This window comes from Pseudomonas sp. 39004 (assembly GCF_028682155.1).
In the GTDB taxonomy this organism is placed as follows: Bacteria; Pseudomonadota; Gammaproteobacteria; order Pseudomonadales; family Pseudomonadaceae; genus Aquipseudomonas; species Aquipseudomonas capeferrum.
Genome location: NZ_JANIAG010000171.1, coordinates 1 through 12,137 on the forward strand (window position 1 = coordinate 1; position 12,137 = coordinate 12,137).

General features: G+C 58.9%; 10 protein-coding genes, 1 tRNA gene and 4 pseudogenes. 7 read left to right on the plus strand and 8 right to left on the minus strand.

Translation table 11 applies throughout. The features are described from left to right. The 4 genes and pseudogenes from NP534_RS22235 to NP534_RS22245 form a co-directional block, all read left to right on the plus strand. Positions 1 to 973, plus strand: a pseudogene (locus NP534_RS22235) (RHS repeat-associated core domain-containing protein); the annotation flags it as partial. Between the two features lie 205 nt (positions 974 to 1,178). Continuing rightward, positions 1,179 to 1,898: an RHS repeat-associated core domain-containing protein gene (locus NP534_RS26890; RefSeq protein WP_443201092.1), complete on the plus strand. Its 720-nt coding sequence runs from the start codon at positions 1,179 to 1,181 to the stop codon at positions 1,896 to 1,898. After that, the gene (locus tag NP534_RS22240) at positions 1,895 to 2,305 is read left to right on the plus strand and encodes a hypothetical protein (protein WP_047581204.1); all 411 of its coding nucleotides are present in this window, start codon (positions 1,895 to 1,897) and stop codon (positions 2,303 to 2,305) included. The genes NP534_RS26890 and NP534_RS22240 overlap by 4 nt, the downstream gene beginning before the upstream one ends. Continuing rightward, positions 2,306 to 2,569, plus strand: a complete 264-nt coding sequence (locus NP534_RS22245) for a PAAR domain-containing protein (protein ID WP_047581206.1) — start codon at positions 2,306 to 2,308, stop codon at positions 2,567 to 2,569. It abuts the gene before it with no gap. A 1,088-nt stretch (positions 2,570 to 3,657) separates the two neighbouring features. On the opposite strand, the pseudogene NP534_RS22255 reads toward NP534_RS22245, so the two are convergent. Next, positions 3,658 to 4,513, minus strand: a pseudogene (locus NP534_RS22255) (IS5 family transposase). A gap of 83 nt (positions 4,514 to 4,596) precedes the next feature. On the opposite strand from NP534_RS22255, the pseudogene NP534_RS22260 reads away from it, so the two are divergent. Then, positions 4,597 to 5,550: pseudogene (locus tag NP534_RS22260) on the plus strand (IS3 family transposase); the annotation flags it as partial. Between the two features lie 348 nt (positions 5,551 to 5,898). Here the strand turns inward: NP534_RS22260 and NP534_RS22265 are convergent. From NP534_RS22265 to NP534_RS22295, 7 genes are all read right to left on the minus strand, one after another. Then, a tRNA-Gly gene (locus tag NP534_RS22265) sits at positions 5,899 to 5,974 on the minus strand. Positions 5,975 to 6,038: 64 nt separating this feature from the next. After that, positions 6,039 to 6,599 carry a CDP-diacylglycerol--glycerol-3-phosphate 3-phosphatidyltransferase gene (pgsA, locus tag NP534_RS22270; RefSeq protein ID WP_033699146.1) on the minus strand — a complete coding sequence of 187 codons (561 nt, stop codon included), beginning with the start codon at positions 6,597 to 6,599 and terminating at the stop codon, positions 6,039 to 6,041. A 33-nt stretch (positions 6,600 to 6,632) separates the two neighbouring features. Then, on the minus strand, positions 6,633 to 8,456 hold the full coding sequence (gene uvrC / locus NP534_RS22275; protein WP_033699148.1) for an excinuclease ABC subunit UvrC: 1,824 nt from the start codon (positions 8,454 to 8,456) through the stop codon (positions 6,633 to 6,635). Positions 8,457 to 8,461: 5 nt separating this feature from the next. After that, positions 8,462 to 9,100, minus strand: a complete 639-nt coding sequence (gacA, locus tag NP534_RS22280) for a response regulator transcription factor GacA (RefSeq protein ID WP_027916239.1) — start codon at positions 9,098 to 9,100, stop codon at positions 8,462 to 8,464. A gap of 63 nt (positions 9,101 to 9,163) precedes the next feature. Next, entirely contained in the window at positions 9,164 to 9,553 is a 390-nt protein-coding gene (locus tag NP534_RS22285; RefSeq protein ID WP_033699153.1) for a helix-turn-helix domain-containing protein, read from the minus strand. Positions 9,554 to 9,674: 121 nt separating this feature from the next. Next, entirely contained in the window at positions 9,675 to 10,100 is a 426-nt protein-coding gene (locus NP534_RS22290; RefSeq protein ID WP_274100138.1) for a GNAT family N-acetyltransferase, read from the minus strand. Between the two features lie 18 nt (positions 10,101 to 10,118). Next, positions 10,119 to 10,505 carry a DUF488 domain-containing protein gene (locus tag NP534_RS22295; protein ID WP_274100139.1) on the minus strand — a complete coding sequence of 129 codons (387 nt, stop codon included), beginning with the start codon at positions 10,503 to 10,505 and terminating at the stop codon, positions 10,119 to 10,121. 128 nt (positions 10,506 to 10,633) lie between these two features. Between NP534_RS22295 and NP534_RS22300 the strand changes: the two are divergent. Together NP534_RS22300 and NP534_RS22305 are read left to right on the plus strand one after the other, a co-directional pair. Next, a pseudogene (locus tag NP534_RS22300) lies at positions 10,634 to 11,410 on the plus strand (inorganic phosphate transporter); the annotation flags it as partial. Positions 11,411 to 11,571: 161 nt separating this feature from the next. Then, positions 11,572 to 12,051, plus strand: coding sequence for an Lrp/AsnC family transcriptional regulator (locus NP534_RS22305; RefSeq protein WP_027595326.1), 480 nt, complete (start codon positions 11,572 to 11,574; stop codon positions 12,049 to 12,051). Positions 12,052 to 12,137 lie beyond the last annotated feature (86 nt).

Here is a 12,137-nt window from a genome sequence, read left to right on the forward strand (position 1 = left end):
CCCCTGCAAAGGAAACTTGGTTTTCTGCCCGCTATGGAAAGGCGAGTTCTCCATCGTCGAGGGCAGTAACACGTGGGGGGTTGAGACCTTTGCCTATGACGGAAATGGCAACCTGCTTGCTGCCAACAACGGCGCCTGCAGGCTGCAGTGGTTCTACGATGCAGCAGGCAACAATACGCGCGAGCACCAATGGCTTGATTACCTTACAAAGCCACAGGTTGCCGTGTTCACCCACGAATACGATGCTCTCAACCTACGTATCGCCACCACCCGCCCCGATGGGCACCGGGTCAGCTGGCTTACCTACGGCAGCGGGCATCTTCTGGCGCTCAAGCTCGATGACAAGGAGTTGATCAGCTACGAGCGTGATGATCTACATCGAGAGATTGGTCGCGTGCAGGGCAACGGCCTGATCCAGCGCCAAACCTGGAGTCCGAACGGCCAATTGCTGGAGCAGACCTTGGCGCGCCAGGGGGAGTCCAAACGCATTGCAGCGCGCAACTACCGTTACGACGAAGCAGGACAGCTGTGTCACATCAACGACTTGAATCGTGGCGACCTGCGTTACCGCTATGACCTGGTTGGCCGTTTGATCGAAGCTAGCCAAAACTACGAGAAGGAGACGTTCGCCTTCGACCCGGCGGGTAACCTGCTGGATCCTGAGGCACCGCCAGGACCTAATCCACACTCGCCGCGCAAGGTGATGGACAACGTGCTACGCAGCTACTGCGGTACCCAGTATCGCTATGACGAGCGCGGCAATCTGCTGGAGCGGATCGAGAACGGCAGTACAGGCAAGTTTACCTGGGACCTGTTCGACCGACTGCGGCGCTACGAGGATGACCGACTGGTTGTCGAGTTTGGCTATGACGCTTTAGGCCGCCGTGTCTATAAGGACTCGCGCTCGAAAGTACCGCAACCGAGTACAAGCTGGTCCGGTCTGGAACGAGAATGCCAGGCGCGCTCTCAATGAAAAGCTAGGCTGCGATCTAACACTGTTTATATGGGACGGCGATACGCTGGCATTTGAGCAACGAGGCCGAAATGGCAAAGGGCAGACCACACACTATTTGTTTGAGCCGGGGACCTTCATTCCTGTAGCACAAGGTGTGATGAGTCATATTGAGGAGATGCCACATCAACCGCTTCACCAATCCCCATATATTGATCAGGACTCGATGTGGAGACTCCATCTTATTCCAAAACCTTTCTGCACCGTTGGCTGGTACCATTGCGATCATCTTGGCACTCCCACAGAGCTAACTGACAATATTGGCAAAACTGCTTGGAGCAGCCGGCACACCGCATGGGGCTTTCCGCGTGAAGATTACAGTGAAAACACGGCTACAACCGACCCTCGAAACCCACTTCGATTTCAAGGGCAACACTCCGACGTAGAAACAGCGCTACACTACAACCACCATCGCTACTATGACCCTCGGGCAACAAGATTCATCTCTAAGGATCCAGTAGGATTTGATGGCGGACTAAATATTTATCAGTATGCGCCAAATCCAACACACTGGATAGATCCGTACGGACTGACGAAAACTGCAACCCCATGCCCAACTAGGGACAAGCAAAACGAAGCTGAAAGAGAAAGAATCAGGAAAGAGCGTCAATGTGACGAATTGCATGACGACTACAACCAAGCAATGAACAGCGCACTAAAGCACTCTCAAATCTCCGCAAAAAACTCCGTCCCTAACCCAGCCAAATTCATACCGGAGCCATTCAATGGAAGGCGTGCCGCAACTGAACACCGGGGCTTCCGGGTAGAGTATGACAACAGGCACAAGGCACACATAAACACCTTCAACAGAAAGAACGAAAGAACCATCTGCTTTGAAGCAACGCAAAGAACAGTTGGACGAATAATTAGGAGATTTAACCGATGACCTTCACACCAGAGTGCCTCACCTACATCAACACTCATCTTTTCGAAAGGCAAGATGAACTTTTGAAAGAAATCGGAAAAGTACTCCCGACGGGAGCGTCGAGCATCCACTGGGAGAGCATCCCCAGCAAAATCCAAATACACTCCGTACAAAGAGATAGTTTGACTGCTGAGATTCTGGCCGCAGCGTCAGCTATAGAGCTTGATCACGGGGAAACCATAATTATCATCAATATAGATGATGCTTTCCCAGCAATCAGGACAACCCTGGAAGAATGGCAGGGGTTTGCACAAGAACTAGATTACGTGAACACGATATACATTAACGAAAAACGCTCGAAAATAATTCACTGGGATTTTTACAAAAATCTGCACGCACTTAAATTACCCAAGCGAAGCATCCATTAAATGAAGAAAATAGTTCGACTAGACGATACGACCGACCACGGCGGAAGAGTCCTTGACTCCATCCCCCACACCAACCTCAACGGCAAACCTATGGCCGGCAAAGGCAACATGGTTTTCTGCCCTCTATGCAAAGGCGAGTTTCCCATCGTCGAGGGCAGTGATACCTACCGCGTTAACGGAGTACCCGTCGCGCTCGATGGCATGAAGACCGCATGCGGGGCAAGCTTGATTGCCAGCGCCTCACACGGCAGCGTCCATAGCTAAGCCAACTCGGCAAGTGGAGCAGGCGAACAACAGACATCCCAGCAGTATGTCTGTTGCCGCCGCTCCCGGCCTCCGACCACGGCCTGATCAGTCTGTACGCCGTTACGTCAGTGCTCGTGTACCGTTGGAAGGTGACCCGACGATGGGCTTCAAACGGAAGCCGGGCGATGAACTTGGAATGGCTGGGCGAAGGACCGGATGCCAAAGCCATCCACGAATGGGCAGACGATGGCAGCTATGAGGTGCGCCTGGAGTGGGACAAGCACATCCGCCTTACCTACGTCATGGACGCCCTGGGCAACGAAACCAAGCACTACTACAACATTCAGGGCTACACCTATCGCATCGTCCACCCCGACGGCAACGAGGAATGGTTCTTCCGCGACGATGCCATGAACGTGGTCCAACATGTACACCGCGACGGCAGCGTCGACCACTATGCCTACGATGAGCGCAGTAACCTGCTGCAGCACACTCGTCCAGATGGCACCTCGGTCCACCACGCCTACGATGACCTCGACCAACGTTTTAAAACACGGGATGCCGAGGGGGGTTTATGGCGATATGCCTACGACCAGCGCGGCAACATCATCGAAACCACAGACCCACTGGAGAACAAGACCCAGTACACCTACAACAGCCACAATCTGCCCATTGCCATCATCGACGCCAACGGTGGGGAGAAAAAACTCACGTACAACCAGGACGGCCAGTTGGCTAGCTACACTGACTGCTCTGGCAAAACGACTCAATGGAAGTACGACGCGCTCGGCCAAGTCACCAAGCTTATCAACGCTGCCGATGAGGTAACCGAGTATCACTACGACGCAGGGCACCTCACCAGCGTCGCCCATCCGGACCAGACCCGAGATCGCTTCGAATATGATGCTGAAGGCCGGCTGCTCAGCTTCACCGACGCTCTGCACCGCCGTACGCGCTGGGACTATAACGAAGCCGGGCTGATCCATCAGCGCCACAACCCCAACGACACCACCCTCACCTACCACTGGGACAAGCTTGGCCAACTCGTGCGCCTGCGCAACGAGAACAACAGCGAAGCCAGTTTCACCTACGACCCCGTCGGTCGCCTAGGCTCTGTACGAAAAGAGATGTCGCAAACACCGCATGGAACAAGCCAGCGAGACCATGGCGGCGTAGCTTTTCGCGAGTTTGTCGAAGCGCGTTACGATCCGGCGGTTCTCTTTCAGCCAGCCAAACATGCGCTCGATGATGTTGCGCTGACGGTACTTGGGCCGATCAAAGAGTCTGGGTAAACCGGGCTTAGGCTTGCGCTTCATCGAGCGCAGAGGGATGACGGGTTGCATTCGATATTTGTCGCAGTAGCGGCGTAGCGCTTCGGCGTCGTAGCCCTTGTCAGCAAGCAGCCATTTACAGCGTTTGCGCGGGCGGCCACGTTGGGTTGACGGAATGCTGACTTCGTCCAGCAGCGGCTGGCCGTAACTGATGTCACTGGCTTGACCGCCAGAGAGTAGGAAGCGCAACGGTGTCCCGTTGCCGTCGCAGAGCATGTGGATTTTGGTTGTCAGGCCGCCGCGACTGCGGCCTAGAGCGTGATCGGCAGGCTCGTCAGGCCCCCTTTTTTCCCGGCGCCAGATGAGGCTCGGGTTGCACGTACTGCGGTTGAGTCGATCATCCAGGTTTGCAAATCGATCAAGCCTTGCTCATTCAATCTCAGGTGCAGGCGTTGAGCATCTGATCGAACGTTCCCTGATTCCGCCAGCCCCGAAACCGTTGATACACCGTTGACCATGGGCCAAAGCGCTCCGGCATATCTCGCCACGCTGCACCCGAGCACAGCACCCAGAGCACGCCGTCGAGCATCAGGCGGTCGCTCAGTCGCGGCCTTCCTCGGCCATGGGTTTCCATGAAGAGATCGGAGACTACTCCCCAGGCCTCGTCCGAGAGTTCGTAACGCTTTGCCATCACAGAATTCCTTTCCGTCGATGGCGGGGGACTCTACAAAATCTCAGCGTCCTAGGGGCGTCGATTGGGTTTCTCGGGATTTCGTACAGAGCCTACAACGCTGGACTGGCCCCGAGATGGTTCAGGCCGATGGGCGAACGACTATCGCGCGACCAGCGCCGCGTAATGCGCTGAGTGAGGTCGAGCGACAGGTGATTGTGACGCTGTGCAACAGCGCTGATTATGCTCACTTGCCACCCAGCCAGATCGTACCGCGCCTGGCCGATCAAGGGCGTTATCTGGCGTCGGAGGCGACGTTTTATCGCGTCTTGCGCATGACGGGTCAACAGCATCATCGAGGTCGCAGTCAGCGCCCCAGGCGGCAGGCGGCGCCGACGACACATGCGGAAAAAGGGCCGAATCAGGTGTGGTCATGGGACATCACGTATCTACCGTCGCCGATACGCGGCAAGTATTACTACCTCTATCTGATCGAGGATATCTACAGTCGCAAGGCCGTGGGCTGGGAGGTCTACGACGTGGAAAGCGGCGTGAAAGCCGCCGCGCTGCTGCAACGCAGCGTGATCGGTGAGCAATGTTTACGCGAACCGCTGGTACTGCACTCGGACAACGGAGCGCCGATGAAATCGGTGACGCTGTTGAGCAAGATGTACGAACTGGGGATCACGCCCTCGCGAGACCGACCGCGGGTCAGCAACGACAATCCCTACTCGGAGTCGCTGTTTAGAACGCTGAAATACTGCCCGCAATGGCCGCAGAATGGTTTTGCCAGTCTGGACGCCGCACGAGCATGGGTGAGGGACTTCATGCGTTGGTACAACAACGAGCACCGGCATAGCCGTATCCGGTTCGTCACACCGGCTGAGCGGCATCGAGGGCTGGACCATCAGGTCTTGGCCCGGCGACATGAGCTGTACGAACGAGCCAAAGGGAAAAAGCCAGAACGGTGGTCGGGTCGAACGCGTAACTGGGAGCCGATCGGCACCATGCTGTTGAACCCGGATCGAGAGCTACAGGTCGAGAAGAGAGCGGCATAGTTAGACGGTTGACGCGACAACTACCTTGAAAAACGCCGGCAGTCACTCACCTAGAGAGAACAATCAATTCCCACAGCCCTTTGCTCAAGGAACTGCTGAACAAGTGACACCGAGGACGGATATCCATCTCACCTGCGGCGAGCGACGCTTCGCGAGAATGAAGCACCTCACATTCGAGACCGACACGGCAACTTTGCAGCCGATCACAGCGGTTCGGCGCTTCGACGCGCCAGCACCTACAGGTACAGCGCGAATACCAAAGTTTGGCACACACCAAATTCCAGGCACAAAAAAAGAGGCCCTAAGGCCTCTTCTTTGTGATCCCAGCGACGCACTGAGGATCGAATTTGGAGCGGGAAACGAGACTCGAACTCGCGACCCCGACCTTGGCAAGGTCGTGCTCTACCAACTGAGCTATTCCCGCGTCGTGATGGGTGCCATTCTAGCAATATCTAAAACGGCGTCAACCCCTTGATTCAAAAAAGTTTTTATTTCTGCTCCGAGCCTTCGCGCAGGTGTGGCCAGGCGGCCAGCAGATAATGCGCCATCGACCACAGGGTCAAGCCCGCTGCCACCAGCAGCAGCCCGTAACCCAGAATGACCCAGAAGGTCACACCCGGCGGGTTGGCCAGCAGGATCACCAGCGCAAGCATTTGCGCCGCAGTTTTCCACTTGCCAAGGTTGGACACTGCCACATGCGCCCTCGCCCCCAGTTCGGCCATCCACTCGCGCAGCGCCGACACCACGATCTCGCGGCCGATGATCACCGCAGCGGGCAAGGTCAGCCAGAAGTTCGCGTGCACCTGCACCAGCAACACCAGGGCCACGGCGACCATCAGCTTGTCGGCCACCGGGTCCAGGAAGGCACCGAACGGTGTGCTCTGCTGCAGGCGGCGCGCCAGGTAGCCGTCCAGCCAATCAGTGGCGGCGGCGACGGCGAACACGCTGCTGGCGGCCATGTAGCTCCAGTGATAGGGCACATAGAACAGCAGGATGAAGATCGGGATGAGCAGGACGCGTAGAACGGTGAGCAGGTTTGGAATATTCATCGGTACGACTGGCTGCGGGTTGAGCCAGGCATTCTACTCGCTATGCAGGCTGGCATAAATCGACTCGGCAAGCTTTTTACTGATGCCGGGGGCTTTGGCGATTTCATCGACACTAGCGCGGTTGAGCTCTTGCAGGCCGCCGAAGTGTTTCAGCAGGTCGCGACGGCGCTTGGGGCCGACCCCGGCCACGTCTTCCAGGCTGGACACGCGACGGGCTTTGCCGCGCCGGGCGCGGTGGCCGGTGATGGCGAAACGGTGGGCTTCGTCGCGGATCTGCTGGATCAGGTGCAGGGCCGGTGAGTCGCCCTTGAGGGTGAACTCGTGGTGCACGTCGTTGAGGTACAGGGTCTCGAAACCGGCCTTGCGGGTCACGCCCTTGGCAACGCCCAGCAGGGTCAGGTCAGTGAAGGCCAGCTCCTGCATGACGTCGCGGGCCATGTTCAGCTGGCCCTTGCCGCCGTCCACCAGCAACACGTCGGGCAGCTTGCCTTCGCCGTCCTTGATGCGCCCATAGCGGCGGGTCAGGGCCTGGTGCATGGCCGCATAGTCGTCGCCGGCGGTCACGCCTTCGATGTTGAAGCGGCGGTAATCGGACTTGATCGGGCCTTCCGGGCCGAACACCACGCAACTGGCCACGGTGGCCTCGCCGCTGGAGTGGCTGATGTCGTAGCACTCCAGGCGCTGCGGTACTTCGTCCAGGCCAAGCACCTGGGCCAGGGCCTCGAAGCGTGCGGCCATGTGCTGGCGGTTGGCCAGGCGGGCGTTGAGGGCCTGCTCGGCGTTGGTCACTGCCAACTGCTGCCAGCGGGCCCGGGTGCCGCGCACCCGGTGGGTGATGGTCAGCTCGCGGCCGCGCAGGGTTTGCAGGGCTTCACGGATGGCTTCGAAGTCTTCGTGCACCACGTTGACGATGAGTTCGCCGGGCAGTTCGCGTTCGGCATTGCCCACGTAGTACTGGGACAGGAACGCGGCCATGACCTCGGCCACCTCCTCCTCGATGCCCACCTGGGGGAAGAAGTTCTTGCTGCCCAGCACTCGCCCGCCGCGCACGCTGATCAGGTGCACGCAGGCGCCACCGGGGTTGACGAAGGCGGCGATCACGTCGACGTCACCGGTACCGCCCTCGATGTACTGCTGGTCCTGCACGCGGCGCAACAGGGCGATCTGGTCGCGCAGCTCGGCGGCCTTCTCGAAATTGAGGGCCATGGCGGCCTTTTCCATCTCGGCATTGAGCTCGTTGCCCAACTGCTGGCTGCGGCCTTCGAGGAACATCACCGAGTGGCGAATATCGTCGGCGTACTCGTCTTTGTCGACCAGGCCGACGCACGGCCCTTTGCAGCGCTTGATCTGGTACTGCAGGCAGGGCCGGGTGCGGTTGGCGTAGTAACTGTCTTCGCACTGACGCACCGAAAAGGCCTTTTGCAACAGGCTGAGGCTTTCGCGAATGGCACCGGCGCTGGGGTAGGGGCCGAAGTATCGGCCCTTGGCCTTTTTCGCACCGCGATGGATGCCCAGGCGCGGGAAGTCGCCGTCAGACAAAAACACGTAGGGGTAGGATTTATCGTCGCGCAGCAGGATGTTGTACGGCGGCCGCCATTCCTTGATCAGGTTCTGCTCCAGCAGCAGCGCCTCGGTCTCGTTGGCGGTGATGGTGGTCTCGACCTGGGCAATGCGGCCCACCAGCGCAGCGGTCTTGGGCGCCAGGCCGGTTTTGCGGAAATAGCTGGCCAGGCGCTTCTTGAGGTTTTTGGCCTTGCCCACGTAGAGCAGCCGCGCCTCGGCGTCGAACATACGATAAACGCCCGGGCGACCGCTGCAGGTCGCCAGGAACGCGCTGGCATCAAAAGCTTGGGACATGAGGTTTACAGGCTTGCGTCAACCATACCGTGGCGAACGGCCAGCAAGGTCAGTTCGACGTCGCTGGTGACCGAGAGTTTTTCAAAGATCCGATAACGGTAAGTATTGACGGTCTTGGGCGAGAGACACAACTTGTCGGAGATGATCTGCACTTTCTGGCAGCCGACGATCATCAAGGCGATCTGGATTTCGCGCTCTGACAACGCATCGAACGGCGAGCCTTGTGGCTGGAACGACTTGAGTGCCAGTTGCTGGGCGATCTGCGGGCTGATGTAGCGCTGGCCGGCAAAGGCCAGGCGGATGGCCTGGACCATTTCGTCGAGCCCGGCGCCCTTGGTCAGGTAACCGGCAGCACCGGCTTGCAGCAGGCGCGTGGGGAACGGGTCTTCCTCGCACACGGTGACCGCGACCACTTTGATGTCGGGATGGCTGCGCAACAGTTTGCGGGTGGCCTCCAGGCCGCCGATGCCGGGCATTTTCACATCCATCAGGACGACGTCGGGTTTGAGTTCCCGCGCCAGCTTGAGCGCCGACTCCCCCGAATCCCCCTCACCCACCACTTGCAGGCCGTCGATGTCGGCCAGCATGCGGGTAATACCGGTTCGTACCAGATCGTGATCATCGACCACTAAGACCCTAATCAAGCACACACCTCGTCTGCAGGGCGATTGGATCCCGCCACCTTAACAAAATTTTTCATGGCGGGCCTAACGCAAAACTTCTGTCAGATACGCCTGACGGCCAAGTGTGAAAGGCCTCACTGTTTCACGGCTTTTAACCTCACCGGACAAACGCCCCAGCAAGTGCCAGAGCGCGGCTTGATCGTCGACCGGCAGTTGCCGAAAAGCGCCCAGCAAGTCGGCCTCATCCTGGGTCAGGTTGCCCAGCGGTGCCGGGGTGCGCACACCGCTGAGCACATAGAGCGCGTCCATGCCCTGGGCGGCCAGTGCTGCGAGGTAATCGGCGCGGGGCGTGCGCTCACCGCTCTCGTACTTACCTTGGGCATTGGGCTCTACCCCACCGATGTCACCAAACACCCGTTGGGTCATGCCCAGCCGTTCGCGCTCTTCGCGCAGTCGCGGACCGAATCCATTCATCTCACGTTTCTCCTTTGTCCTTGAACATCATCCAACGCCGCCCACCGTCCTGTAAGCAGCGGTAAATTTCAGACTCCACTATGCCCATGGTCACCTGCCGCGACAAGCCATCACTGCGCTATCAGTCGATGACGCGCTGCATGCGCACGAAGCATTCATCCTCGCCCACCTCCGCAAAGCCCCTGCGTTGATACAACAACCGAACCGGGTTGCTGCGAAACACCATCAAGCGCAGCAGTGGCAAACGCCGCTGTTTCGCCCAGCCGGCGAGGGCCTCCAGCACCCGGCCGCCGATGCCGCGCCCGCGGTGCTCAGGCAGCAGGTGCAGCTCTCGAATGAACAATGCCTGGCGGTCCTGGCTGAGGCTGCAGTAGCCCAGCACCTGTTCACCCTCCATCACCAGCCACTGCTCGCGCCAGGCCCAGGCCTGGTCAAAGGCTTCTTCGATCCACAGCAGGTCGAATTCGCGGTAGTACGGCAGCATGGCCCGGCGCGTGAGGTCGCGGGCGAAACTGCGGTGGGCATCGGTGGCGGGTATGAGCTTCATGCCGTTATTGTGCACCGCTCACGTGGCATAGCACACGGGCGAACTGCCCGGGCCATGGCGCTCCAACTCATCTTCCAGCCATTGGGCGAGTACCTGGGCGTTGTTGTGCTCGGTATCCTTGGCGGCATAGAGCAAGGTCAGCGTGCCCTTGGCGGCCAGGCCCAGCAGCGGGTACCAGTACTCGGGGTGTGCGGTCAGCTCCTGCCGGTAGCGTTGGGTGAAACCGGCAAAATCCACCTCGCCCTGGTGAAATGCCTTGCGCAAACCCTCCGAAGGCGCCACCTCGCGCAGCCATTGGCCATGCAGGTCATCCTTGCGCTTGTTGCGCGGCCACAGGCGGTCGACCAGCACACGCTGGCCATCTTCGTCGGCGAGCGCTTCGTAGACACGTTTGCAGCGGATCATGGGCTTCTCCGGCCATTGCCGTCTGTCTTGAGCCTAGATAATTCATTGACCGAGGTCACGGGCCAGTAACGAATTGTTTCTATGCTCACAGCCTTCGGCACCTTCGCCCGACGCCAATCGGAGCCCCCATGGCAACCCCGTCCCTGGCCAGCGAGCCGCACCTGGCCCAACGCGATGCGCGCCCGCAGCTGTCTCACAAGCCCGGCCGCGCCACCGTGGTTCTATTCTTCGGTCTGCTGCTGGCCGGCCTCGCCTATACCGCCTGGAGCCTGAAACAGGACGTCAGCGCCAGCGGCACGGTAATCACCACCGTCACGCCATTCCTGCTGCTGGGCCTGGCGTTGCTGATTGCCCTGGGTTTCGAATTCGTCAACGGCTTCCACGACACCGCCAACGCCGTGGCCACAGTCATCTATACCCACTCGTTGCCGGCACCGGTTGCCGTGGTCTGGTCGGGTTTGTGCAACTTCCTCGGCGTGCTGTTCTCCAGCGGTGCGGTGGCGTTCGGCATCATTGCCTTGCTGCCGGTAGAGCTGATTCTGCAGGTCGGCTCTTCGGCCGGTTTCGCCATGGTCTTTGCCCTGCTTCTGGCCGCGATCATCTGGAACCTGGGCACCTGGTGGCTGGGCCTGCCGGCCTCGTCTTCGCACACGCTGATCGGCTCGATCATCGGCGTAGGGGTGGCCAATGCGCTGATGCACGGGCGCGACGGCACCAGCGGAGTGGACTGGGCCCAGGCCAGCAAGGTGGGCTATGCCCTGCTGTTTTCGCCGCTGATCGGCTTTGCCTGCGCCGCCTTGTTGCTGCTGGCCCTGCGCGCACTGGTCAAGCGCAAGGCGCTGTACCAGGCACCCGAAGGCCAGACACCGCCGCCGTGGTGGATCCGCGGCGTGCTGATCCTGACATGGAAAAACCGGTGTTGTTATGGGAGTCGCGCATGGCAACAGCCTCTTGTGGTTTGTTATAAGCTTATGCCACCGAGCTGCCTGAATTTTTCCAAAATTGCCCACGCAAACGCGCACTTTTTGGAACAAAAACAACAATTATCCGATCAGGAGGGCAAAACATGCCTTCGAGCCTCGACCGCACCGACCGCGCCCTGCTTGCCGCCCTGCAGGACAACGCCCGCCTAACCGTTTCCGAACTTGCCGACCAGGTGGCGCTGACCACCTCGCCCTGTTGGCGGCGGGTCAAGTTGTTGGAAGATAACGGTTACATCACCGGGTATCAGGCCATTCTTTCCCCCAAGTCGCTGGGGTTTGGGGTGACCGCCTTTGTCAGCATCATGATGGATTCGCATACCAAGGACATGGCGCTGGCTTTTGAAAAACGGTTGATGGAGATACCGGAGATTGTGGCGTGCCATAACATTTCGGGGCGGTATGACTTCCTGCTGGAAATACTGGCGCGGGACCTTGAGTCGTTTGGGGAATTTACGCGGGAAGTGCTGCAGCGGTTGCCGGGGGTGAAGGAGATTTATTCGAGTTTTTCTTATAAAGCGGTGAAGGAAAGACGGGTTATTCCAGTTTCAGAAAAACACATATAAGTTGGAGCTGGGTGTTACCCCGAAAAGGGTTGCGAATAGCTCACCAGAAGATCGGATGGAGGCTAGCAAGAGTCTGCCTCGGGATT